This is a genomic window from Aquabacterium sp. A7-Y (genome assembly GCF_026153205.1).
GTDB lineage: Bacteria > Pseudomonadota > Gammaproteobacteria > Burkholderiales > Burkholderiaceae_C > Caldimonas.
Genome location: NZ_JAPFBW010000007.1, coordinates 80,488 through 102,627, shown reverse-complemented (window position 1 = coordinate 102,627; position 22,140 = coordinate 80,488). Strand labels below are relative to the sequence as shown.

The 22,140-nt window shown below is 69.7% G+C and carries 22 protein-coding genes; 9 read left to right on the top strand and 13 right to left on the bottom strand.

Going from position 1 to position 22,140, the window contains the following annotated elements; translation table 11 throughout:
* Positions 1 to 15: 15 nt before the first annotated feature.
* From ccoG to OOT46_RS07905, 7 genes are read right to left on the bottom strand one after another with little or no spacing between them, the layout of a single operon-like run.
* Positions 16 to 1,479 carry a cytochrome c oxidase accessory protein CcoG gene (gene ccoG, locus OOT46_RS07935; RefSeq protein WP_416136165.1) on the bottom strand — a complete coding sequence of 488 codons (1,464 nt, stop codon included), beginning with the start codon at positions 1,477 to 1,479 and terminating at the stop codon, positions 16 to 18.
* A 22-nt stretch (positions 1,480 to 1,501) separates the two neighbouring features.
* Entirely contained in the window at positions 1,502 to 2,431 is a 930-nt protein-coding gene (gene ccoP / locus OOT46_RS07930; protein WP_265403055.1) for a cytochrome-c oxidase, cbb3-type subunit III, read from the bottom strand.
* A 23-nt stretch (positions 2,432 to 2,454) separates the two neighbouring features.
* Positions 2,455 to 2,598 (bottom strand): cbb3-type cytochrome oxidase subunit 3, encoded by a 144-nt coding sequence (locus tag OOT46_RS07925; RefSeq protein WP_265403054.1) that lies wholly within the window; start codon positions 2,596 to 2,598, stop codon positions 2,455 to 2,457.
* Positions 2,599 to 2,612: 14 nt separating this feature from the next.
* Positions 2,613 to 3,260 (bottom strand): cytochrome-c oxidase, cbb3-type subunit II, encoded by a 648-nt coding sequence (gene ccoO / locus OOT46_RS07920; RefSeq protein ID WP_265403053.1) that lies wholly within the window; start codon positions 3,258 to 3,260, stop codon positions 2,613 to 2,615.
* A gap of 34 nt (positions 3,261 to 3,294) precedes the next feature.
* Positions 3,295 to 4,746 (bottom strand): cytochrome-c oxidase, cbb3-type subunit I, encoded by a 1,452-nt coding sequence (gene ccoN / locus OOT46_RS07915; RefSeq protein ID WP_265403052.1) that lies wholly within the window; start codon positions 4,744 to 4,746, stop codon positions 3,295 to 3,297.
* 26 nt (positions 4,747 to 4,772) lie between these two features.
* Positions 4,773 to 4,973, bottom strand: coding sequence for a cbb3-type cytochrome oxidase assembly protein CcoS (gene ccoS, locus OOT46_RS07910; protein ID WP_265403051.1), 201 nt, complete (start codon positions 4,971 to 4,973; stop codon positions 4,773 to 4,775).
* Positions 4,974 to 4,978: 5 nt separating this feature from the next.
* Positions 4,979 to 7,345 carry a heavy metal translocating P-type ATPase gene (locus tag OOT46_RS07905; RefSeq protein ID WP_265403050.1) on the bottom strand — a complete coding sequence of 789 codons (2,367 nt, stop codon included), beginning with the start codon at positions 7,343 to 7,345 and terminating at the stop codon, positions 4,979 to 4,981.
* A 75-nt stretch (positions 7,346 to 7,420) separates the two neighbouring features.
* Here OOT46_RS07905 and OOT46_RS07900 point away from each other — a divergent pair, with 75 nt between their 5' ends.
* Complete coding sequence (locus OOT46_RS07900; protein ID WP_265403049.1) at positions 7,421 to 7,918, top strand: DUF192 domain-containing protein; 498 nt, start codon at positions 7,421 to 7,423, stop codon at positions 7,916 to 7,918.
* Between the two features lie 18 nt (positions 7,919 to 7,936).
* Here the strand turns inward: OOT46_RS07900 and OOT46_RS07895 are convergent, their stop codons facing one another.
* From OOT46_RS07895 to xseA, 4 genes are all read right to left on the bottom strand, one after another.
* On the bottom strand, positions 7,937 to 9,331 hold the full coding sequence (locus OOT46_RS07895) for a sensor histidine kinase (protein WP_265403048.1): 1,395 nt from the start codon (positions 9,329 to 9,331) through the stop codon (positions 7,937 to 7,939).
* 52 nt (positions 9,332 to 9,383) lie between these two features.
* Complete coding sequence (locus tag OOT46_RS07890; protein WP_265403047.1) at positions 9,384 to 10,079, bottom strand: response regulator transcription factor; 696 nt, start codon at positions 10,077 to 10,079, stop codon at positions 9,384 to 9,386.
* A 179-nt stretch (positions 10,080 to 10,258) separates the two neighbouring features.
* Positions 10,259 to 10,846, bottom strand: coding sequence for a superoxide dismutase (locus tag OOT46_RS07885; protein WP_265403046.1), 588 nt, complete (start codon positions 10,844 to 10,846; stop codon positions 10,259 to 10,261).
* A gap of 86 nt (positions 10,847 to 10,932) precedes the next feature.
* Positions 10,933 to 12,318: an exodeoxyribonuclease VII large subunit gene (gene xseA / locus OOT46_RS07880; RefSeq protein WP_416136164.1), complete on the bottom strand. Its 1,386-nt coding sequence runs from the start codon at positions 12,316 to 12,318 to the stop codon at positions 10,933 to 10,935.
* A 352-nt stretch (positions 12,319 to 12,670) separates the two neighbouring features.
* Here xseA and OOT46_RS07875 point away from each other — a divergent pair, with 352 nt between their 5' ends.
* The 6 genes from OOT46_RS07875 to adk all read left to right on the top strand — a co-directional run bounded on the left by OOT46_RS07875 (position 12,671) and on the right by adk (position 16,524).
* Entirely contained in the window at positions 12,671 to 13,297 is a 627-nt protein-coding gene (locus OOT46_RS07875) for a MotA/TolQ/ExbB proton channel family protein (RefSeq protein WP_265403044.1), read from the top strand.
* Between the two features lie 25 nt (positions 13,298 to 13,322).
* Complete coding sequence (locus OOT46_RS07870; RefSeq protein ID WP_265403183.1) at positions 13,323 to 13,754, top strand: ExbD/TolR family protein; 432 nt, start codon at positions 13,323 to 13,325, stop codon at positions 13,752 to 13,754.
* Positions 13,755 to 13,769: 15 nt separating this feature from the next.
* Positions 13,770 to 14,789: a tetraacyldisaccharide 4'-kinase gene (gene lpxK, locus OOT46_RS07865; RefSeq protein WP_265403043.1), complete on the top strand. Its 1,020-nt coding sequence runs from the start codon at positions 13,770 to 13,772 to the stop codon at positions 14,787 to 14,789.
* An 8-nt stretch (positions 14,790 to 14,797) separates the two neighbouring features.
* Entirely contained in the window at positions 14,798 to 15,001 is a 204-nt protein-coding gene (locus tag OOT46_RS07860) for a Trm112 family protein (RefSeq protein ID WP_265403042.1), read from the top strand.
* Positions 14,998 to 15,762, top strand: coding sequence for a 3-deoxy-manno-octulosonate cytidylyltransferase (kdsB, locus tag OOT46_RS07855; RefSeq protein ID WP_265403041.1), 765 nt, complete (start codon positions 14,998 to 15,000; stop codon positions 15,760 to 15,762). The genes OOT46_RS07860 and kdsB overlap by 4 nt, the downstream gene beginning before the upstream one ends.
* Before the next feature lie 108 nt (positions 15,763 to 15,870).
* On the top strand, positions 15,871 to 16,524 hold the full coding sequence (adk, locus tag OOT46_RS07850) for an adenylate kinase (protein ID WP_265403040.1): 654 nt from the start codon (positions 15,871 to 15,873) through the stop codon (positions 16,522 to 16,524).
* Positions 16,525 to 16,588: 64 nt separating this feature from the next.
* Here the strand turns inward: adk and OOT46_RS07845 are convergent, their stop codons facing one another.
* Together OOT46_RS07845 and OOT46_RS07840 are read right to left on the bottom strand one after the other, a co-directional pair.
* The gene (locus tag OOT46_RS07845) at positions 16,589 to 17,056 is read right to left on the bottom strand and encodes an acyl-CoA thioesterase (RefSeq protein WP_265403039.1); all 468 of its coding nucleotides are present in this window, start codon (positions 17,054 to 17,056) and stop codon (positions 16,589 to 16,591) included.
* A gap of 29 nt (positions 17,057 to 17,085) precedes the next feature.
* Entirely contained in the window at positions 17,086 to 19,011 is a 1,926-nt protein-coding gene (locus tag OOT46_RS07840) for an ABC transporter ATP-binding protein (protein ID WP_322114241.1), read from the bottom strand.
* A gap of 248 nt (positions 19,012 to 19,259) precedes the next feature.
* Between OOT46_RS07840 and OOT46_RS07835 the strand changes: the two genes are divergently transcribed.
* A complete protein-coding gene (locus tag OOT46_RS07835; RefSeq protein ID WP_265403038.1) occupies positions 19,260 to 20,018 on the top strand; it encodes a 3-hydroxyacyl-CoA dehydrogenase in 759 nt (252 codons plus the stop codon).
* A 147-nt stretch (positions 20,019 to 20,165) separates the two neighbouring features.
* On the top strand, positions 20,166 to 21,941 hold the full coding sequence (gene ggt, locus OOT46_RS07830) for a gamma-glutamyltransferase (protein ID WP_265403037.1): 1,776 nt from the start codon (positions 20,166 to 20,168) through the stop codon (positions 21,939 to 21,941).
* Positions 21,942 to 22,140 lie beyond the last annotated feature (199 nt).

Genomic DNA, 22,140 nt, shown 5'->3' with positions numbered 1-22,140 from the left:
AACTCCTGGGCGCCGTCAACGCGGCACGAGAAAGGTGGACTTCTCCTGGACCGTGCGCGCGGCATGCTGCGCGTCGCCCAGGCGTTCGATGTGGAAGCGGATGGGACTGGATCGGCCCTGCAGGTCGAGCGCCGCCTCGGGCGGCAGCTGCACCCGCACCGCGACCCAGCGCGCCTCCGCCGGGCCGACCTCGACGGTCGGCTGCGAGGCGACCGCCAGGCCCGGCAGGCCCTCGGCCGCGATGCGGTAGCGCTGCGGCGCCTCGGTGCCGTTCATGATCTGCAGGCGGTAGACGTTCTCGACCCGTCCGTCCTCGACCAGTCGAGCCAGCGCGCCGCGGTCGCGGACCACGTCGACCTTGAAAGGCTGGCGCAGCGCGAGGCTGGCGACAAAACCCACCGAGACCGCCAGCAGGATGGCACCGTAGATGAGCACCCGCGGCCGCAGCACCCGGCGCAGCATCTGGGCCCGGCTCCAGCCTCCGGCGATGCCGTTTTCGGTGGAATAGCGGATCAGCCCGCGGGCGTAACCCATCTTGTCCATCACGTCGTCGCAGGCGTCGATGCAGGCGGCGCAGCCGATGCAGTCGTACTGCAGGCCGTTGCGGATGTCGATGCCGGTCGGGCAGACCTGCACGCACATCGTGCAGTCGATGCAGTCGCCCAGGCCGAGCTGGCGCGGATCGGCCTTGCGCGAACGCGAGCCGCGCGCCTCGCCGCGCGCCGTGTCGTAGCTGATGACCATGGTGTCACGGTCGATCATCGCGCTCTGGAAGCGCGCGTAGGGGCACATGTACTTGCACACCTGCTCGCGCATGTAGCCGGCGTTGCCGTAGGTCGCGAAGCCGTAGAACAGCACCCAGAACCACTCCCAGGGCCCGAAACCCAGGGTCAGCGCTTCCTGCGCGAGCGTGCGCACCGGCGTGAAGTAGCCGACGAAGGTGAAGCCGGTCCACAGGCCGATGGCGATCCAGACCGCCTGTTTCGCGCCCTTGCGCCACAGCTTCTCGATCGTCCATCCGCCCTGGTCCAGCCGCATGCGGGCCAGGCGGTCGCCTTCGATGTGGCGCTCGACCCACAGGAAGATCTCGGTGTAGACCGTCTGCGGGCAGGCATAGCCGCACCACAGGCGGCCGGCCACGGCGGTGAAGAAAAACAGGCCCAGGGCCGAGATCACCAGCAGCGCCGTCAGGTAGATGAAGTCCTGCGGATAGAGCACCAGGTCGAAGATGTAGAAGCGCCGCGAGGCCAGCTCGAAGAGCACCGCCTGGCGGTCGTTCCACTGCAGCCAGGGCAGGCCGTAGAACACCAGCTGGGTGATCCACACCAGCGCCCAGCGCCAGGCGGCGAACCAGCCCGACACCGAACGGGGGTAGATCTTCTGCTGCTTCTCGTACAGCGACACCACCTGGGCGCCGCCCTCGCCCGCCACGGCCGCGACGGGCCGGATCGGGATCGTGCGGTGCTTGCCTGCGCTCACAATGGACCTCCCTTGCCTCGCCTTACTTCGACGCGGCCGCGTCGGCCCGCTCGGTCCGGCCGTTCGACATGCCCCAGACGTAGGCCGCCAGCACGCGGATCTGCGGCTCGGTCAGCTTGTCGCCATGAGCCGGCATCTGGTTGGACTTGCCGCTGTTGATGATGTTGACGATGGCCTGCTCGCCCCAGCCGTGCAGCCAGGTGCGGTCGCTCAGGTTGGGTGCACCGAGGGCCGGGTTGCCGCGGCCGCCCGGCCCGTGGCAGGCCGCGCAGGCGCCGAACTTGTCGCGCCCCTTCTGCGCCGCGATGGTGTTGTGCGGGCTGCCCGACAGGCTCAGCACGTAGTGGGCGAGCTGGCGCACCTCTTCAGACGTGCCGACCGCGGCGGCCATCGGCGGCATGTTGCCGTGGCGGCCCTTGGTGATGCTCTCGATGATCTGCTCGTGCGAGCCGCCGTAGAGCCAGTCGCTGTCGGTCAGGTTGGGAAAGCCCTTGCTGCCGCGCGCGTCCGATCCGTGGCACTGCGCGCAGTTGTTGACGAACAGGCGCTCGCCGATGCCCATGGCCTGGGCGTCGCCGGCCAGCTGCCTGGCGTCCTTGGCCTCGAAACGTGCATAAAGGGGCCCGAGCTCCTGGCGGGCGCGCTCGACCTCGGCGCGGTACTGGCCTTCCTGCGACCAGCCGGTCGTGCCCTGGTAGCTGCCCAGGCCCGGGTAGAGCGCGAGGTAGCCGAAGGCGAACACGATGGTCAGCACGAACAGCCCCATCCACCAGCGCGGCAGCGGGTTGTTCAGCTCGCGCAGGTCGCCGTCCCAGACATGGCCGGTGGTGTCGTCGTCGGACATCACCTTGCGCCGGCTCGCCACGATCAGCAGCGCCAGGCAGGCGAGCACGCTGAGCACGGTCACGACGGCGATGTAGACCGACCAGCCGCTGTTGAAAAAATCACTCATGAAAAAACTCCTGCAGTCCTGTCCTACTCGGACTGGAAGGGAAGCGCCGCGGCTTCCTCGAAGCGGCTGCGGTTGCGCAGGGCCCAGGCCCAGGCGCAGATGCCGGCGAAGACGGCCAGCGAGACCAGCGTGACCGCGGTGCGCAGATCGTTGACGTCGAAACTCATGGCTCCAGTGCTCCTCACTTCAGCGCGGTGCCCAGCACCTGCAGGTAGGCGATCACCGCCTCGATCTCGGTCTTGCCCTGCACCGCCTCCGCGGCGCCGGCGATGTCGGCATCGCTGTAGGGCACGCCCACCTTGCGCAGCGCGCGCAGCTTGGGCGCCATCTGCGAGGCGTCTACGGGTTGGCTGGCCAGCCAGGGATAGGCCGGCATGTTGGACTCGGGCACCACGTCGCGCGGGTTCATCAGGTGCACCCGGTGCCACTCGTCGCTGTAGCGGCCGCCGACGCGGTGCAGGTCGGGACCGGTGCGCTTGGAACCCCACTGGAAGGGGTGGTCGTAGACGAACTCGCCGGCCACCGAGTAGTGGCCGTAGCGCAGCGTCTCGGCACGGAAGGGCCGGATCATCTGCGAGTGGCAGTTGTAGCAACCCTCGCGGATGTAGACGTCGCGCCCGGCCAGCTGCAGCGGCGTGTAGGGCTTGAGGCCCACCACCGCCTCGGTGGTCGACTTCTGGAAAAACAGCGGCACGATCTCGACCAGGCCGCCGACCGAGACCACCAGGATGATCAGCACGATCATCAGGAAGTTGTTGGTCTCGATCTTCTCGTGCGAGAAGCCGCCGTCCTTGCCGTGGTGGCTGTTGTTGCTGCTGGGGGTTCCCATCTCGATTCCTTGCTGCTTGTCCGGAGCTTCGCCCTCAGGCACCGACCGCGGCGATCTGCACGCCGGCCGGTTCCTCGCGGCGCTCGCCGCGGGCAGTCATCCAGGTGTTCCAGGCCATGATCAGCATGCCGCCCAGGTAGAGCAGGCCGCCGAGCAGGCGCACGACATAGAAGGGGTAGGTCGCCTTGACGCTCTCGACGAAGCTGTAGGCGAGCGTGCCGTCGGGGTTGACCGCGCGCCACATCAGGCCCTGCATCACGCCGGCGATCCACATCGCGGCGATGTAGAGCACCACGCCCAGGGTCGCGATCCAGAAGTGCAGCTCGATGGCGCGCACGCTGAACATCTGCTTCTGCCCGAACATGCGCGGGATCAGGTAGTAGAGCGAGCCCATCGTGATGAAGCCCACCCAGCCCAGGGCGCCGGCATGCACGTGGCCCACGGTCCAGTCCGTGTAGTGGGACAGCGCGTTGACCGTCTTGATCGACATCATCGGCCCCTCGAAGGTCGACATGCCGTAGAAGGACAGCGAGACGATCAGGAACTTCAGGATCGGGTCGTCGCGCAGCTTGTGCCACGCCCCCGACAAGGTCATGATGCCGTTGATCATGCCGCCCCAGCTGGGCGCCAGCAGGATCAGCGAGAACAACATGCCGACGGACTGGGCCCAGTCGGGCAGCGCGGTGTAGTGCAGGTGGTGGGGGCCCGCCCACATGTAGGTGAAGATCAGGGCCCAGAAGTGCACGATGGAGAGCCGGTAGGAGTACACCGGCCGCTCGGCCTGCTTGGGAATGAAGTAGTACATCATCCCGAGGAAGCCCGCGGTCAGGAAAAAGCCCACCGCGTTGTGGCCGTACCACCACTGCACCATGGCGTCCTGCACGCCGGCATAGGCCGAGTAGCTCTTCCAGAAGCTCACCGGCATCGCCGCGCTGTTGACGATGTGCAGCAGCGCGACCGCCAGGATGAAGCTGCCGAAGAACCAGTTGGCGACGTAGATGTGGCGCACCCGGCGGATGCCGACGGTGCCGAAAAACACGATGGCATAGGACACCCAGACCAGCGCGATCAGGATGTCGATGGGCCACTCCAGCTCGGCGTACTCCTTGCCGCTGGTGTAGCCCAGCGGCAGCGAGATGGCGGCGGCGACGATCACCGCCTGCCAACCCCAGAAGGTGAAGGCCGCCAGCTTGTCGGAAATCAGCCGCACCTGGCAGGTGCGCTGCACGACATAGAAGCTGGTCGCCATCAGCGCGCAGCCGCCGAAGGCGAAGATCACCGCGTTGGTGTGCAGCGGGCGCAAGCGCCCGTAGCTCAGCCAGGGGATGCCGAAGTTCAGCTCGGGCCAGGCCAGCTGGGCGGCGATGAAGGCGCCGACCAGCATGCCGACCACGCCCCAGACCACCGCCGCGATGGACAGCTGACGCACGACCTTGTCGTTGTAGCTCACCGGCACGGGGGTCTTGTTGGATGTCGAGGCACTCATTGAAGACTCTCTCGTTAGCAATAGGGTCATTCTTCGCGAGCGCCCGCGAGGCGGGCTTGATCGGCGTCAACCCGGGCCGGCTCCGGCGCCTTGTCGTCCCAGAGAATGCGCTCTCCTTCACGGTCGACGTTGTCGAACTGCCCGCCCCAGAGGGCCCAGGCGAACAGCGCCAGCAGTGCCAGCACCAGCACCACCGACAGCGGCACCAGCAGAAACAGGATGTCCATGAACGTCAGGCGGCGAGCGCCGCAGGCAGGGCCGCGTCAGGCGCGGCGGGAGCAGAGGTCGGGCCGGTGACGGCGTTTCGGGGGACGCACGCCAGACGGGCGGCGTTGAGCACGACAAACAGCGAACTCGCGGCCATGCCCAGACCGGCCAGCCAGGGCGGTAGCAGCCCGAGCAGCGCCAGCGGCACGCACAGCCCGTTGTAGAGCGCCGCCCAGGCGAGGTTCTGGCGCATCACGCGCAGGCAGCGCCGCGCCAGGCGGCGCGCGGCCACCAGGTCGGCCAGCCGCCCGCTCAGCAGGGTCAGGTCGGCCTGCGCCTGCGCCAGCGGCGCGCCCTGCCCCATCGCGATGGAGACGTCGGCCGCGGCCAGCACCGGCGCGTCGTTGATGCCGTCGCCCACCATTGCGACAGCCTGTCCGCGCGCCTGCACGGCCTGCACGGCGGCCAGCTTGTCCTCGGGGGTCGCGCCGCCCCGGCAGTGCGGAATGCCGAGCGCAGCAGCAACGCGCGAAGCCGCCTGCGGGCGGTCGCCGGACAGCAGCAGCAGTTCCACGCCGTCGGCCCGCAATTCGGCCAGCGCCGCGCGGGCGTCCGGGCGCAGGTGTTCCTCGAAGTCGAAACGCGCCACCGCTTGCCCGTCGACCGAGAGCCAGGCGAGCGGACCGTCGAGGCCCGCCAGAGACACACCGGGGCAGGCGAAGGCTGCCGAGCCCAGGCGCCACTCGCGCCCCCGGGAGTCGCGGCCGGAGAGGCCCTGGCCCGGCATTTCCTCGATCGCATGCAGCGGCAGGTCCGGACGCGCATCGGCGGCGGCGCCGGCCTCGCGCACGGCGCGCGCAACCGGGTGCAGTGAAGCCGATGCCAAGGCTGCCGCCAGCGCCAGCGCCTCGCTACGCGGCCGGCCGTCGAACAGCTCCAGCTGCGCCAGCGACAGCCGGTCCTCGGTGAGCGTGCCGGTCTTGTCGAAAACGAAGCAGCGCGCCCGGGCCAGCACTTCGAGCGCTTGCAGCCGCTGCACCAGCACGCCGCCGCGCGCCAGCGCCCCGGTGGCGGCGAGCAGCGCCGAAGGCGTCGCGAGCGAGAGCGCGCAGGGACAGGTGACGATCAGCACCGACACCATCACCCAGACGGAGCGCGCCGGATCCACCCACCACCAGGCGACACCGGCGGCCAGCGCCAGCAACAGCACCCCCCAGAGGAAGGGAGCGGCGATACGGTCGGCCAGCCGGGCCAGCTCGGGCCGCTGGGTCGCGGCGCGCTGCATCATCGCGACGATCTGCGCGTAGCGGGTGTCTGCCCCGGTGGACACGACCTCGACCAGCACCGGCGAGGACAGGTTGAAGCTGCCCGCCACCACGCCGTCGCCCGCGCCGCGCAGTTGCGGGCGCGATTCGCCGGTGAGCAGGGCCTCATCGACCTGCGCCTGTCCGTCGAGCAGGCGAGCGTCGGCCGGGAAGGCCTGCCCCGGACGCACCCGCACCCGGTCGCCCACGCGCAGACGGTGCGCCGGAACCGGCTCGACGCTGCCGTCGGCCGCCAGACGCTCGACCAGCTCCGGCAGGCGCTGCATCACGCTCTCCAGCACGCCGGCGCTGGCCGCGCGGGCTCGCAACTCCAGCGCCCGGCCGCACAGCAGGAAAAACACGAACATGGTGAGCGAGTCGAAGTAGACCTCGTGCCCGAACACGCCGCCGGGCTCGAAGGTGGCGCCGGTGCTCACGACAAAGGTGACCACAATGCCCAGCGCCACCGGCACGTCCATGCCGATGCGCCGCCGCGCCAGGTCGCGCCAGGCGCCGCGCAGGAAGGGACCCGAGGAAAACAGCAGCACCGGAATGCTCAGCAGCCAGCTGGCCCACTGCAGCAGGCGCACGATGTCGGCACTCATCTCGCCGGGGCCGGCCACGTAGACCGGCACCGCATACATCATCACCTGCATCATGCAGAAGGCGGCGACAAACAGCCGCCACAGGGTGCGGCGCTGCTCGACGCGGCGCTCGCTCTCGGCCTGCAGCGACAGGGCCGGCAGGGCCCGGTAGCCGGCCGCCGCGACCGCCGCGGCGAGCGCCGAGGCGCGGGTCTGCTGCGGGTCCCAGCGCACCCGGGCGCGCCGGCTCGCGGGGTTGACCTCGGCTTGCAGCACGCCGGGCACCCCCAGCAGCGCCTGCTCGATGCTCAGCGAGCAGGCGGCGCAGTACATGCCCTCGATCGCCAGCACCGAGTCGCCCACGCGTGGACTGTCGGTCGGCGCACTCCAGCGGGTGTAGCGCTCCAGTTCGAGCGGGTCGTCCCAGGCGGCGGCCTCGGTCGCGGCCGAAGGATCCGGGGGAAGCTTGGGTGACAATGAGGGCGCAGCGTGCAGTGATGCCATGGTGTTTCCGCGGGACCCGATGACGGGCCTGCGATCAGGACAGGCCGACTCTAGGTGCTCCCTCTTCCAACCGACATGACCTACATCAAGACGCCGATCCCCTTGCCCACCCCGCGACTGCGACGTTTTTCACGCTCGCTCGGCGCGCTCGCGCTGGCGCTCGTCGCAGCCGGCACGGCGGTGGCCGACGGCCGCCCGCAGAAGCTGCCCGCGGTGCCGCTCACGGTCGGCTTCCAGGTGGTGCAGGCCGAGGTCGCGCGCACCCCCGAGCAGCGGGCCACCGGGCTGATGTACCGCAAGAGCCTGGCCCACAACGAAGGCATGCTGTTCGTCTTCGAGGAGCCCGCCACGCAGTGCTTCTGGATGAAAAACACGCTGCTGCCGCTGTCCATCGCCTTCCTGGACGAGGCCGGCCGGGTCGTGAACATCGCCGACATGCAGCCGCAGAGCCTGGATTCGCACTGCTCGGCGCAACCGGTTCGGTTTGCGCTGGAGGTCAATCAGGGCTGGTTCGCCAAGCGCGGCATCAAGGCCGGCTTCCAGATCAAGGGCCAGCCCTTCGCCAAGCCTTGAGCACGGCGGACGGCCGCTTCAGGCCGGCAGGGAGACCGTGAAGCGGGTGCCCTCGATCTCGGGCCGGCTCTGCACGGCCAAGGACCCGCGCATGCCCTGAACCACCTCCTTGACGATGGCCAGCCCCAGCCCGGTGCCGTCGGGCCCCCGCGTGTCGGCCCGGTCGCCGCGCCAGAAGGGCTCGAAGATCAGCTGCCGCTGCGCCGGCTCGATGCCGGCGCCATCGTCCTTCACCTCGATGTCCAGCCCGCCCTCGCGCGGGCGCACCCGCAGCTCGACCGTTGTGCCGCCGTAGCGCAGCGCGTTGTCGAGCAGGTTGGACACCACCTCGGCCAGCCAGACCGGGTGGGCGCGGGCCCAGCACGGGCCGTCGGGGGCATCGAGCGAGACCAGCTTTCCCTCACGCGAGGCGCGCAGCAGCAGCGGCTCGGCCGCGTCGCGGATCACCGGCAGCACGTCGATGGGCTGCAGCTCGCCGGAGGCGAGGTTGCGCAGCGCGGCGTCCGAGCGCGCCAGGTTGAGCAGCTGACCGATCAGCCGGCTCATGCGCTCGGTCGAACCCACCAGGGCCTGCAGCATCGCCAGCGTGCCGGGGTCGGTCCCCGCATTGCCGCCGAGGTCGTGCTGCAGCTCCTGCGACAGCACGCGGATGCCGGCCACCGGCGTGCGCAGCTGGTGCGCGGCGTCGGCGACAAAACGGCGCTGAAGCTCCACCGAGCGGGTCACGTTGGCGAGCAGCTCGTTGATACGCTCGATCAGCGGCACCGCCTCGGCAGGCACCTCTTCGAGCGCCAACGGCCGCAGGTCGTGCGGCGCGCGGCGCGCCACCTCGCCGGCGATGCGGCGCAGCGGCGCCACGCCGCGGCGTATGCCCCAGGCCAGCAACAGGAAGGTCAGCGTCCCGAGCGCCAGCGTCGGCAGCAGGATGGCGACCTGCACCTCGCGCACCAGGTCGGCCCGCTTGCGCTGGGTCTCGACCACCACGACGGTGACGAACTGGTCCAGCATGGGCGAGCGGATCGAGTACATCGCGCCGCGCACCAGCTCGTCGGCATACATCGCGTCGAAGACCTCGGGCCGTTCGAAACTGCCGCTGCGGTCCTGCGGCATCGGCAGCCCGGCGACGCCGGCCAGCACCCGGCCCTCGGCATCGCTGACCATGAAGGCATTGCGATCGGCGCTGTCCCAGGCCAGCATTTCCTGGGTCTGGGTGCTCAGCTCCAGCAGCGGGCCGCGGTCGGTCCAGTGGACCTGGGTGGCGATCGCTCCGGCCTCGTCCTGCAGCGTGCGGTCGTAGGCAGTGCCGCCAGCATAGCTGGCGAGGCGGAAGGCGCCGTAGGCGGCCAGGGTCGAGCCGAGCAGCCAGACCCAGATCAGGGGCACGAACAGCTGGCGCCGCAGGCTCGGGTTCATGGCGGGCAGCGCTGCGGGCGGGACGCGACGACGGGCGCAGCGGCGCCGGTCCTCAGTCCTGCGTGGGGGCCGGGGCCGCCGGGGCGCTGACCTCCATCAGGTAGCCGAAGCCGCGCACCGTCTTGATCGTCACGCCCAGTTCGGCGAAGCGCTTGCGCAGCCGGTGGATGTAGACCTCCACCGAGTTTTCGCTGAAGTCGGTCTCCCAGCTCGACAGCGTGGAGACGATGTGGTCCTTGGGCACCACCCGGCCGGCGCGTGCCATCAGCAGCTCGGTGAGCGCCTGCTCTCGCGGGCTCAGGTGCACACGCTCACCGCGGTGCCGCAGCTCGCGGTGGCGCACGTCCAGCTCCAGTTCGCCCAGCACCAGGCGGTCCTCCGCGCGGCCGGCGGCGCGGCGCTGCAGCGCGCGCAGGCGCGCCAACAGCTCGGGCAGGTCGAAGGGCTTGACCAGGTAGTCGTCGGCGCCGCTGTCCAGGCCCTCGACCCGGTCACTGAGGTCGTCGCGCGCGGTCAGGATCAGCACGGGCAGCCGGGCCCCGCGGCTGCGCCACTGGCGCAGCACCTCCATGCCGTCGCGGCGTGGCAGGCCGAGGTCGAGCACGGCCAGGTCGTACTGGTTGATCAGGCCCTCGGCACTGGCGGCCATCCCGTCGGCCAGCACGTCGACCTGCCAGCCCTCGCGCTGCAGGGCCCGTGCGACGCCAAAACTCAGGGCGGGGTCGTCCTCGACCAACAGGATTCTCATCGTGGTGTGGGGCCCTTGGGGGCCGTGTCTCGCTGGGGCGGTATTGTGCCGCGCGGGGCCGGTGGTGCCGCGCGGGGCCGGTGCGGCGGCCGCCGGGGCCGCCAGTGTGCACCCGAACGGGGCAGACAACAAGGCAAAAGGCCGGCATCAAGCCGGCCTTGCGCCAGGAAAAAACCTGCTCAGGCGAAGTTCGCCTCGGCGAAGTCCCAGTTCACCAGGCTGGCGAAGAAGGTCTCGACGAACTTGGGGCGCAGGTTGCGGAAGTCGATGTAGTAGGCGTGTTCCCACACGTCGACGGTCAGCAGGGCCTTGTCCTGGGAGGTCAGCGGCGTCTGGGCATTGCTGGTGTTGACGATGTCGACCGAGCCATCGGACTTCTTGACCAGCCAGGTCCAGCCGGAGCCGAAGTTGCCGACCGCGCTCTTCGAGAAGGCTTCCTTGAAGGCGGCATAGCTGCCCCACTTCTTGTTGATCGCCTCGGCCAGCGCGCCCTTGGGCTCGCCGCCGCCGTTCGGCTTCATGCAGTTCCAGAAGAAGGTGTGGTTCCACACCTGGGCCGCGTTGTTGAAGACGCCGCCGCTGGAGCTCTTGACGATCTCCTCGAGACTCTTGTCGGCGAACTCGGTCGCGCTGGTCTTGATCAGGTTGTTGAGGTTGACCACGTAGGCGTTGTGATGCTTGCCATAGTGGAACTCGAGCGTCTCCTTGCTCATGTGCGGTTGCAAGGCGTCCATCGGGTACGGCAACGGGGGCAAGGTGTGTTCCATCTCTCTTGTTCCTTTCTGTGGGTGGGGTGGTCTGGGGAGCTGCGATTGTAGGCACAGCCTCATGACCCTGCCACGTGCCGCCGACTTCAGGACGAGGTGCCGCGCACCTCCGCCTGCAGGCGCCCGTCGGCCAGCAGCGCGTGAACCGTATCGCCCGGCTGCACGGCGCGGATGCTGGTGAGGGCCTCGCCGCGCTGGTCCGTCAGCAGCGCGTAGCCGCGCTGCAACACCTGCGCCGGGTTGGCGCTTTCGAGCCGCGCGCCCAGCGCATCGAGCCGGCCGAGCCGCGCCTCCCGGCACACCAGGACGGCGCGCTGCAGCCGCGCCGCGAGCGCGTCCAGCCGCCTCGCCTCGCCCTGCTGGAGCACCGCGCGCGAGCGCTCGAGCCGCCCGGCCAGGTGCTGCTCGCGCTGGCGCGCCAGCTGCAGGCGCTGCCCCGGCGCGGCGGCGAGCGCCTGCTGCAGGCGGTCGATCTCGCGGTGCATGCGCGACAGCACCTGGGCCGGTCGCGCCAGCCGCAAGGTCGCGTGGTCGAGCCGCTGCGATTCGCGCTCGACACGCCGGTCCACCGCGCGCTGCAGGCCCTCGTGCAGCGTCTGCAATGTCGCCAGACAGTCGTCGCGCAGCGGCGCCACCAGCTCCGCGGCGGCCGTCGGGGTCGGCGCACGCAGGTCGGCAACGAAGTCGGCGATGGTGAAGTCGGTCTCGTGACCGACCCCGACCACGACCGGCAGGCGGCAGCCCGCGATGGCGCGCGCCACCGACTCGTCGTTGAAGGCCCACAGATCCTCCAGCGAGCCGCCGCCGCGGCAGACGATCAGCGTATCGACCTCCGCCCGGGCATCGGCCAGCCCGATCGCGCGCACCAGTTCGCCGGGGGCCTCGGTGCCCTGCACGCTGGCCGGGTAGAGCACCACACGCAGGTGCGGTGCGCGGCGCGCCAACGCGCTCAACACATCGCGCAGCGCAGCCGCCTTGAGCGACGTCACCACGCCGACCGAGGCGGGGTGACGCGGCACCGACCGCTTGACGCTGGGGTCGAACAGGCCTTCGGCCTCCAGCCGCGCCTTCAGGCGCAGGAACTGCTCATAGAGCGCGCCCTGCCCGGCCGGTCGCATGGCCTCGGCCACCAACTGCAGGTCGCCACGCGCGTTGTAAACGGCCAGCCGGCCGCGCACCTCGACCAGCAGGCCGTCGCGCGGCTGGAAGTCGAGCATCGCCGCAGCCCGACGGAAGATCGCGCAGCGCACCAGCGCCGGCTCGACAGCGCGGTCGTCCTTCAGCGAAAAGTAGCAATGACCGCTGGGCGCACGGCTGAAACCCGACAACTCGCCCTGCACCGTGACGGCGGCAAAGCGGGCTTGCAGGGCATCGGCGACGGCGTTGAGCAGGGCCGCGACCGTCCAGACCCGGGGGGCGGAACGCAAGCCCGTCGGTGCAGGCGAGCGCAAAGAATCGGAGGGGGAGGTCATCGGGAAAGCAAGCCAGGAGCGGGCTTAGAACTCCACAACCGCGCCAGCACTGGGTTTGCGGGCAGGTTTGGCCGTCACAGACCTGTCATTTACGTGCAAGTTGTTGATTTTATTCAATTTTCTTCTGCTCACTCATGCAGCATTTTATTCCAGGGCCTGAAATGACGGGCGTTTGCGGCCCGTCGAAGCCGGTTGCCCACAAAGTTATCCACAGCAAAAGTGGATGTCTCGGAAGCCCACGTCCCGCCCGCCGGAAGCTCTTCCTGCGCCGACGGCGTGGGCCGTTTGAGAGCTCCGCGCGCTTCGCGCCATAATCGCCCCCACTTGTTTTTTCACCCACGAGGGGACGTGCTTGTTTGAGATCATCTTAGCCGCGGGCTGGCCGATTTATCCCTTGATCCTGTGCTCCGTTGTCGCGCTGGCGCTGATCATCGAACGATTCTCCAGCCTGCGCGAGGCCAAGGTCGCGCCCCCGAAGTTGCTCGACGAAGTGCTCACCGTGACCCGCAGCAACCTGCCCTCACCGGACGTCGTCAACAAGCTGGCCGAGAACTCCGTGCTCGGCCGCGTGCTGGCGACCGGACTGCGCGCCGTGATCAACGAGCCGCGCATCAACGAGGCCAACCTGCGCAATGCCTTCGAGAGCGCCGGCCGGGCCGCCATCCACCGCATGGAGCGCTACCTCAACACGCTGGGCACCATCGCCGCGGCCGCCCCGCTGCTGGGCCTGCTGGGCACCGTGATCGGCATGATCGAGATCTTCGCCTCGCAGGGCGGCGCCGGTTCCGGCAACCCGACCCAGCTGGCGCACGGCATCTCGATCGCGCTGTACAACACCGCCTTCGCGCTGATGATCGCGATCCCCGCGCTGATGTTCTACCGCTACTTCCGCGGCAAGGTCGACGAGTACGTGCTGGACCTGGAGCAGGCGGCCGAGCGCATGGTGCCCCACTTGCTGCGTTTCACCGTGCAGCGCTGAAGCCGCCCGAGGAGCCGCCATGGCGATGAACTTCCACCACCGCCGCAGCGAGGAGCCGGAGATCAACCTGATCCCCTTCATCGACGTGCTGCTGGTGATCCTGATCTTCCTGATGCTGTCGACCACCTACTCCAAGTTCACCGAGCTGAAGGTGAATCTGCCGGTGGCCGATGCGGAGAAGCTGCGCGACCAGCCCAAGGAGATCATTGTCTCGGTCTCCGGCGATGGTCGCTATGCCGTCAACAAACGCCAGGTGGACGGACGCAGCGTCGATAACCTGGCCGCCGAGTTGCGCGCCGCGGCCGGCCAGGCCAAGGACCAGGTCGTGATCGTCTCGGCCGACGCGACCGCCGCGCACCAGAGCGTCATCAACGTGATGGATGCGGCACGCCGGGCCGGCCTCAGCCAGCTCACCTTCGCCACGCAGTCATCTTCGGCCGGCGCTGCGGCGCGATAACCCGGCCTTCCGGTCTTGACCGACACCCCCGGCTGGCAGCAGCGCATCGAGGCCGCCTGGCTCGCACGCGGACCGCTGGCCTGCGCGCTGCTGCCGGTCACAGCGCTGTATGCGGCCCTGGTGCTGCTGCGGCGGGCGCTGTTCGCACTGGGCCTGCTGCACCGCGAAGCGCTGCCGGTGCCGGTGATCGTGGTCGGCAACGTGATCGCCGGCGGCGCCGGCAAGACCCCCACCACGATAGCGGTGGTGCAGCACCTGCGCCGCCGCGGCGAGCACCCGGCCATCGTCTCGCGCGGCTACGGCCGCGAGAGCTTCGACATCACTTTCGTGACGCCACACAGCCGAGTGCGCGAGGTCGGCGACGAGCCGCTGCTGATGTGCCTGCGCACCGGGGTGCCGGTGGCCGTCAGCGCCGACCGTGTCGAAGCCGCACGGGCGCTGCTGACCTGCCACCCGGAGACGACGGTGATCGTCTGCGACGACGGGCTGCAGCACCTGCGCCTGGCGCGCGACATCGAGGTGCTGGTGTTCGACGAGCGCGGCACCGGCAACGGCTGGTGGCTGCCCGCGGGGCCCTTGCGCGAAAGCGCAGGACGCCGCGCCGACCTGGTGCTGTACAACGCGCCGGCCGCATCGACAGCTCGGCCCGGCTACCTCGCCCGGCGCCGGCTCGGCGAGGCGGTGCCACTGGCCCGGTGGCGGCAAGGCGCCGAGCGCGGCCTGCCGCTCGCCTCCCTGGTGGCACGGCGCGTGCTAGCTGTCGCTGCAGTGGCGCACCCGCAGCGCTTTTTCGGCATGCTGAAAGCCGAGGGCCTCGCGATCGAGCGCTGCCCGCTGCCCGACCATCACGACTACGCCAAGCAGCCACCGTGGACCGGTTGGCCCGGCGAAGTGGTGCTGGTCACCGAAAAGGACGCCGTCAAGCTGCGCGACTGCGACGACCCGAGGGTGCATGTCGTCGCGCTAGACTTTGCCCCCGAGGCGGCCTTCTTCGCGGCGCTCGACGCGCTGCTGGCAGGCCGCTCCAACGCATAAGGAAGACTATGGACACCCGCCTGCTAGAACTGCTGGTCTGCCCCGTGTGCAAGGGCCCGCTGGAACATGACCGCCAGGCCCGCGAGCTGATCTGCCGGGCCGATCAGCTCGCCTACCCGGTGCGCGACGGCATCCCGGTGATGCTGGAGAGCGAGGCGCGAGAACTCGATGCGCCGGTGCCTGCCACCGTGGCCGGCGGAGCGGCTGCATGACATTTACCGTACTCGTTCCCGCCCGACTGGCCTCCACCCGCCTGCCCAACAAACCGCTCGCCGACCTCGGCGGCCTGCCGATGGTGGTGCGCGTCGCGCAGCAGGCGCGCAAGAGCCGCGCCGAGCGGGTCGTGGTCGCGGCCGATGACGCGCGCACCGTGGAGGCCTGCAAGGCTCAGGGCATCGAGGTGGTGCTGACGCGCGTCGACCATGCCACCGGCAGCGATCGCCTGGCCGAGGCCTGCGAGCAACTGGGCCTGGACGGCGCCGACGTGGTCGTCAACGTGCAGGGCGACGAGCCGCTGATCGAGCCGTCCCTGATCGATGCCTGCGCCGAGGTGCTGGGCCGTTGCATCGGCTGCGTGATGAGCACCGCCGCGCACCCGATCGACGACATCGCCGAATTCACCAGCACCAATGTCGTGAAGGTGGTGTGCGATGCGAGCAGCCGCGCGCTGTACTTTTCTCGCGCGCCGCTGCCCTGGTGGCGCGACGGCTACCGGGACGGCGTGAACGCGCTCAGCGCCCCGGCGCCGCTGCGCCACATCGGCATCTACGGCTATCACGCCGGCTTCCTGCGGCGTTTCCCCTCGTTGTCCCAAAGTCCGCTCGAAAACGTCGAGTCGCTGGAGCAGCTGCGCGTGCTGTGGCACGGCGAGCGCATCGCCGTGCATGTGACCGACATCCGCCCGGGTCCCGGCGTCGACACACCGGAAGACCTTGCCAGGGTAAGAGCGCACTACGAATCGCTGAACCTGTAAGCGTGCCCAAGGGGGGCCATGGTATCCTCGCCCCCAATCAGACGCGGGGCGTCTACGCGCGGCCTGTCCGCGCGCGACCCTGCCGTTCACCATCATTAAGAGGAACCCATGCGATTGATTCTGTTGGGCGCGCCCGGCGCAGGCAAAGGCACGCAAGCGGCATACATCTGCCAGAAGTTCGGCATTCCGCAAATCTCCACCGGGGACATGCTGCGTGCCGCCGTGAAGGCCGGCACCCCGTTGGGCGTGGCCGCCAAGAAAGTGATGGATGCCGGCGGCCTGGTGAGTGACGACATCATCATCGGCCTGGTCAAGGAACGCATCGCCCAGCCCGATTGCGCCAAGGGTTTCCTCTTCGACGGCTTCCCGCGCACCATCCCGCAGGCGGACGCGATGAAAGCCGCGGGCGTCAAGCTCGACTACGTGCTCGAGATCGACGTGCCCGACGAGGCCATCCTGGAGCGCGCCACCGGCCGCCGCGTGCATGTGGCTTCCGGCCGCACCTACCACGTCAGCTTCAATCCGCCCAAGGTCGCGGGCAAGGACGACGTCACCGGTGAGGACCTGATCCAGCGCGAGGACGACACCGAAGCCACGGTCAAGAAGCGCCTGGACGTCTACCAGAGCCAGACCCGCCCGCTGGTCGACTACTACTCCAAGTGGGCCGCCAGCGGCGACGCCGACGCGCCCAAGTACCGCAAGATCAGCGGGCTGGGCAGCGTCGAGGAGATCACCGCGCGGGCCCTGCAGGCGCTCAGCTGATCGGGTCGCCTCAGCTGTCGACGGCCGCCGCTTCGGGCGGCCGTTTTCATTTCGGCCGGCTGCTTCACGCAGCCGGCGGATGCCGCGCCGCGTAGGCCGCCAGCGCGAGGTGGACATCCTCGGGGATCGCGACGGCCTTCATGCTGTCCAGCGAGGTGCAGACCAGCACCTGCCGGGCGCGCATGCGCGGCTCGTCGCCGCAACGGCAGCCCAGCTCCAGGGTGATCGAGCCGGCGCCGAGGCGCTCCAGCGTCAGGCCCAGCGCGACCCGCTCACCCATGCGGCTGGGTGCGGTGAAGTCGCTGCTCAGCCGCACCGTCGGCAGGCCCAGGCGGCGCGGTCCCAGCAGGTGCGCATAAGGCAGCCCCAGGCCTTCGGTGAACCAGTCCTCCACGAGGTTGTTGAGCATCACGAAGTACTGCGGGAAAAACACGATGCCGGCCGGATCGCAGTGCGCGAAGCGGATCGTGAGTTCCCGCTCGAAGGCATGGCGCGGAGCGGGCCACACCGGGGGTTTCTCGAACACGGGCATGGCAGACCTTCCTTCTCCTCCTGTGGCGATCAGGCCTCGGGCAGGCCCAGCGGCAGCGTCGATGCGGCCGCTCCGGCAGCTGCCGGCCGAGGCTGCGAGACAGAGGCTGCAGGCGGCACCTCGTCCGCGTCGTTCTCGCCCAGGAAACCGCCGCTCTGGTGCGCCCACAGACGCGCATAGAGACCGCCTTGAGCGAGCAGGCTGCGGTGGTCGCCCTGTTCGACGATACGCCCCTGGTCGAGCACGATCAGTCGGTCCATCGCGGCGATGGTGGACAGGCGGTGCGCGATCGCGACCACGGTCTTGCCTTGCATCAGCTGGTAGAGGCTGGACTGGATCGCGGCCTCGACCTCCGAGTCGAGCGCGCTGGTCGCTTCGTCGAGCAGCAGGATGGGCGCGTCCTTGAGCATCACGCGCGCGATCGCGATGCGCTGGCGCTGCCCGCCCGAGAGCTTGACGCCGCGCTCGCCGACGTGGGCCTCGTAGCCGTGCCGGCCCTTGGGATCGTGCAACTGCTGGATGAAGTCGTGCGCCTCGGCGCGCCGCGCTGCGGCCACCATCTGTGCCTCGCTTGCGTCGGGCCGCCCGTAGAGCAGGTTGTCGCGCACCGAGCGGTGCAGCAGCGAGGTGTCCTGCGTCACCATGCCGATCTGGGTGCGCAGGCTCTCCTGCGTGACGGCCGCGATGTCCTGTCCGTCGATCAGGATGCGGCCGCCCTCGATGTCGTAGAAGCGCAGCAACAGGTTGATCACGGTACTTTTGCCGGCGCCCGAGCGCCCCACCAGGCCGATCTTCTCGCCCGGGCGGATGTGCAGGCTCAGGTCGTCGATGACCGGCTTGTCGCCGCCGTAGCCGAAGCTCACGTGCTCGAACCGGATCTCGCCCCGGCTGACCTGCAGCGGCTTCGCGTCGGGCCGGTCCAGCACGGTGTGGGGCCGCGCCAGCGTGCTGATGCCGTCCTCGACGGTGCCGATGTACTCGAACAGCGAGGCCATCTCCCACATCACCCAGTGCGAGATGCCGTTCAGGCGCAGCGCCATCGCGGTGGCCGCCGCGACGGCCCCCACCCCCGCCTGGCCGCGCGACCAGGCCCACAGCGCAACGCCGGCGGTGGCGACGACCAGGCCGATGGTCAGCACGTGGTTGACGATCTCGAAGGCTGTGACCAGGCGCATCTGCCCGTGCACCGTGACCATGAACTCCTGCATCGCGCTGCGCGCGTAGGCCGCCTCGCGCCCGGCGTGCGAGAACAGCTTGACGGTGGCGATGTTGGTGTAGGCGTCGGTGACCCGGCCCGTCATCAGCGAGCGGGCGTCGGCCTGCTCCTTGGCGACCCGGCCCAGGCGCGGCACGAAATAGCACAAGGCCGCGACGTAGCAGGCCAGCCACGCGACGAAGGGCAGCAGCAGCCAGGCATCGAAGCCGCCCAGCACCGCCAGCAGGGTGACGAAGTAGATGATCACGAACACCAGCAGCTCGGCGAACACCATCCAGGTGTCGCGCACCGCCAGTGCGGTCTGCATCACCTTGGCCGCGACCCGTCCGGCGAATTCGTCCTGGTAGAAGGACAGGCTCTGCGTCAGCATCAGGCGGTGAAAGTCCCAGCGCAGCCGCATCGGGAAGTTGCCGGCCAGGGCCTGCTGCTTCAGCATGGCCTGCAGCGCGACCAGCGCGGTGCTCAAGGCCAGCACGCCAGCCAGCGCCAGCAGGGTGCGACCCTCCTCGGCCCACAGGCGCGCGGGCTGCACGCGGGCGAGCCAGTCCACGATGTTGCCCATCATGCTGAACAGCAGCGCCTCGAAGGCGCCGATGCCTGCCGTCAGCAGCGTCATGCCGAACAGAAAGGGCCGCATGCCGCGCGTGCAGGCCCAGATGAAAGCGAAAAACGCCTTGGGAGGCGTCTGCGGCGGTGCATCCGGATAGGGATGCACCATCTTCTCGAAAGCGCTGAACAAGGTGGCTCCGTCGGCAAGGGGGACCCAAAAGGACGCCGGCGCACGCTGAGGGGAATGGCGCGGTCCGGACGGGGCGGCCCGCAAGCGTAGCGGAACTCGGCGCCCTCTGCAGCGCCCGGCCGGCAGGCCCCGACATGAGCAGGCCGCCCGCTGGTCGCCCCGAGCCGCCAAGGATCGGTCACAATTGACGTTTACGTCAACGTCAAGGCCGTCACAGCGACGGCGGTCCAGCACAGCGGAGTTCGAGCATGGAGATTCAAGGCAAGGTATTCATCGTGACCGGGGGCGCCTCGGGACTGGGCGAAGGCACGGCGCGCATGTTCGCGCGCGAGGGCGGCAGCGTGGTCATCGCCGACTTGCAGGCCGACAAGGGCGAGGCCCTGGCGCGCGAGCTGGGCGGCGCCTTCGTGCGCTGCGACGTCTCCAGCGAAGCCGACGGCCGGGCCGTGGTCGCGCGCGCGACCGCGCTCGGCAAGCTGGCCGGGCTGGTCAACTGCGCCGGCCTGGCGCCGGCGGCCAAGACCGTCGGCAAGGACGGCCCGCATCCGCTGGACCTCTTCGCCCAGGTGGTGACGGTCAACCTGATCGGCAGCTTCAACATGATTCGTCTGGCCGCCGAGGCGATGTGCCGCAACGAGCCCGAGCCCACCGGCGAACGGGGCGTGCTCATCTCCACCGCCTCGGTGGCGGCCTACGACGGGCAGATCGGGCAGGCGGCCTACTCGGCCTCCAAGGGCGGCGTGGTGGGCATGACCTTGCCGATCGCGCGCGACCTGGCGCGCAGCGGCATCCGCAACATGACGATCGCCCCGGGCATCTTCGGCACGCCCATGCTGTTCGGCATGCCGCAGGAGGTGCAGGACGCGCTGGCCGCCAGCATCCCCTTCCCGTCCCGCCTCGGCCGTCCCGAGGACTACGCCAAGCTGGTCCACCAGATCGTCACCAACGAGATGCTCAACGGCGAGGTGATCCGCCTGGACGGCGCGATCCGGCTGGCGCCGCGCTGACGCGCCGGCACGCCGGGGTGACCGAGGCGCTGGCGCGCGTAACCCTTGGACACCCCGGCTGGGCAAAGCGTCCTCGTATGATGCCCGCACCCAACGGCGCTCGCGGCATGCCGGGCGGCGCCTTCGATCCACGCACCGAGGACCCCCATGAAGCTGCGCCTGCCGCTCTTTCCCCTGGCCGCCGCCCTCCTCCTGGCCGGCTGCGCCACGACGCCGCGCCCCTTCCAGTACAACGCGCCCGAGCAGCCCGAGGCGGCCTCCGGCTACATCGACAAGCCGGGCTGGGCCACCCGGCGTTTCGCGGTGGCCGCGGCCAACCCGCTCGCCACCGACGCCGGCTACCAGGTGCTGAAGGCCGGCGGCTCGGCCATTGACGCCGCGATCGCGGTGCAGATGGTGCTGACCCTGGTCGAGCCGCAGTCCAGCGGCATCGGCGGCGGTGCCTTTTTGCTGCACTACGACGGCAAGCAGGTCGAGGCCTTCGACGGCCGCGAAACGGCGCCGGCCGCCGCCACGGACCAGCTCTTCGTGGGCCCCGACGGCAAGGCCATGGCCTTCTACGACGCGGTGGTCGGGGGCCGCTCCGTCGGCACGCCGGGCGTGCTACGCATGCTGGAGCTGGCGCACCGAGAGCACGGCAAGCTGCCCTGGGCCCAGCTGTTCCAGCCCGCCATCCAGCTGGCCGAGGGCGGCTTCAAGCTCAGCCCGCGGCTGCACACCCTGCTGAAGGCCGAGCAGCACCTGAAGAAGGACGAGACCGCCGCGCGCTACTTCTACAAGCCCGACGGCGACCCCCGCGACGTCGGCATGATCGTGCGCAACCCGGCATTGGCCGAGGTCCTGCGCGAGGTTGCCCAGCGCGGCGCCGACGCTTTCTACCAAGGCCCGGTGGCGCGCGACATCGCGGCCAAGGTGCAGGGCCACGCCGGCAACCCCGGCCGCCTGACCGAGCAGGACCTGGCCGCCTACCAGCCCAAAAAGCGCGAGGCCCTGTGCTCCGATTGGCAGCAATACCGCCTCTGCGGCTTCCCGCCGCCCTCCTCCGGTCACCTGGCGATCGCGCAGATCCTCGGCGTGATGCAGCAGCTGCCGGCGGTCAAACCGGCGCTGGACGGCGACGTCCCCAGCGCCGAACTGCTGCACCAGTACACCGAGGCCGCCCGCCTGGCCTTCGCCGACCGCGCCCAGTACGTGGCCGACCCCGACTTCGTCGCGCCTCCGGCGGGCTCCTGGCGCAGCCTGATCGATCCTTCCTATCTGAAACAAAGGGCCGCGCTGGTGGGCCCGCAGTCGATGAAAACCGCCCAGCCCGGCCGCCCCGGCGGCGCAGCGCTGTCCTGGGCGCCACAGGCCGAGCAGATCGAGCGCGGCACCTCGCACATCTCCATCGTCGACGCCGAAGGCCGCGCGGTCGCGATGACCACCACCATCGAGGACCAGTTCGGCTCGCGCCAGATGGTGCGCGGCTTCCTGCTCAACAACCAGTTGACCGACTTCTCGCTGGCGCCCACCGACGCCACGGGCCAGCCCATCGCCAACCGCGTACAGCCGGGCAAGCGGCCGCGCTCCAGCATGAGCCCGACCCTGGTCTTCGACAAGGCCAGCGGCCGGCTCCTGATGAGTGCCGGCTCGCCGGGCGGGGCGCAGATCATCCACTACACCGCCAAGACCTTGCTCGCGACCTTGGACTGGGGCCTGAACGCCCAGCAAGCCATCGCGCTGCCCAACTTCGGCTCCACCAACGGGCCCACCCTGCTGGAGGAAAAACGCTTCCCGGCCGCCACGCTGGAGGCGCTGAAGGCACGCGGCCACGAGATCCGCGAGATGCCGATGACCAGCGGCCTGCAAGCCATCCAGCGCACCCCGAGCGGCTGGTTCGGCGGCGCCGACCCCCGCCGCGAGGGGGTCGTGATGGGCGACTGAGAGACGACCGAGGCGCCGATTCGACGCTTGGCGGTGTGCGCCGGGTCGAGAAGCATCTCGGAGTTGCTGGGCAGCTGAAAACCGAAACTACAGGCAAGTAGTTCTACTACATCGTGTGAGAATTTTCGCCTCCCCACAGCAACACGGCTCGTACTTTGACTACATACCCTGCTGATTGACGAGTTGCCCCTGCAAGGCG

Excerpts from the sequence above, each read along its gene's own strand:
- ccoP (WP_265403055.1), bottom strand. The coding sequence starts at position 2,431 with ATGAGTGATTTTTTCAACAGCGGCTGGTCGGTCTACATCGCCGTCGTG.
- OOT46_RS07925 (WP_265403054.1), bottom strand. The coding sequence starts at position 2,598 with ATGAGTTTCGACGTCAACGATCTGCGCACCGCGGTCACGCTGGTCTCG.
- ccoO (WP_265403053.1), bottom strand. The coding sequence starts at position 3,260 with ATGGGAACCCCCAGCAGCAACAACAGCCACCACGGCAAGGACGGCGGC.
- ccoN (WP_265403052.1), bottom strand. The coding sequence starts at position 4,746 with ATGAGTGCCTCGACATCCAACAAGACCCCCGTGCCGGTGAGCTACAAC.
- ccoS (WP_265403051.1), bottom strand. The coding sequence starts at position 4,973 with ATGGACATCCTGTTTCTGCTGGTGCCGCTGTCGGTGGTGCTGGTGCTG.
- OOT46_RS07905 (WP_265403050.1), bottom strand. The coding sequence starts at position 7,345 with ATGGCATCACTGCACGCTGCGCCCTCATTGTCACCCAAGCTTCCCCCG.
- OOT46_RS07900 (WP_265403049.1), top strand. The coding sequence starts at position 7,421 with ATGACCTACATCAAGACGCCGATCCCCTTGCCCACCCCGCGACTGCGA.
- OOT46_RS07895 (WP_265403048.1), bottom strand. The coding sequence starts at position 9,331 with ATGAACCCGAGCCTGCGGCGCCAGCTGTTCGTGCCCCTGATCTGGGTC.
- OOT46_RS07890 (WP_265403047.1), bottom strand. The coding sequence starts at position 10,079 with ATGAGAATCCTGTTGGTCGAGGACGACCCCGCCCTGAGTTTTGGCGTC.
- OOT46_RS07885 (WP_265403046.1), bottom strand. The coding sequence starts at position 10,846 with ATGGAACACACCTTGCCCCCGTTGCCGTACCCGATGGACGCCTTGCAA.
- xseA (WP_416136164.1), bottom strand. The coding sequence starts at position 12,318 with ATGACCTCCCCCTCCGATTCTTTGCGCTCGCCTGCACCGACGGGCTTG.
- OOT46_RS07870 (WP_265403183.1), top strand. The coding sequence starts at position 13,323 with ATGAACTTCCACCACCGCCGCAGCGAGGAGCCGGAGATCAACCTGATC.
- OOT46_RS07860 (WP_265403042.1), top strand. The coding sequence starts at position 14,798 with ATGGACACCCGCCTGCTAGAACTGCTGGTCTGCCCCGTGTGCAAGGGC.
- kdsB (WP_265403041.1), top strand. The coding sequence starts at position 14,998 with ATGACATTTACCGTACTCGTTCCCGCCCGACTGGCCTCCACCCGCCTG.
- adk (WP_265403040.1), top strand. The coding sequence starts at position 15,871 with ATGCGATTGATTCTGTTGGGCGCGCCCGGCGCAGGCAAAGGCACGCAA.
- OOT46_RS07845 (WP_265403039.1), bottom strand. The coding sequence starts at position 17,056 with ATGCCCGTGTTCGAGAAACCCCCGGTGTGGCCCGCTCCGCGCCATGCC.
- OOT46_RS07835 (WP_265403038.1), top strand. The coding sequence starts at position 19,260 with ATGGAGATTCAAGGCAAGGTATTCATCGTGACCGGGGGCGCCTCGGGA.
- ggt (WP_265403037.1), top strand. The coding sequence starts at position 20,166 with ATGAAGCTGCGCCTGCCGCTCTTTCCCCTGGCCGCCGCCCTCCTCCTG.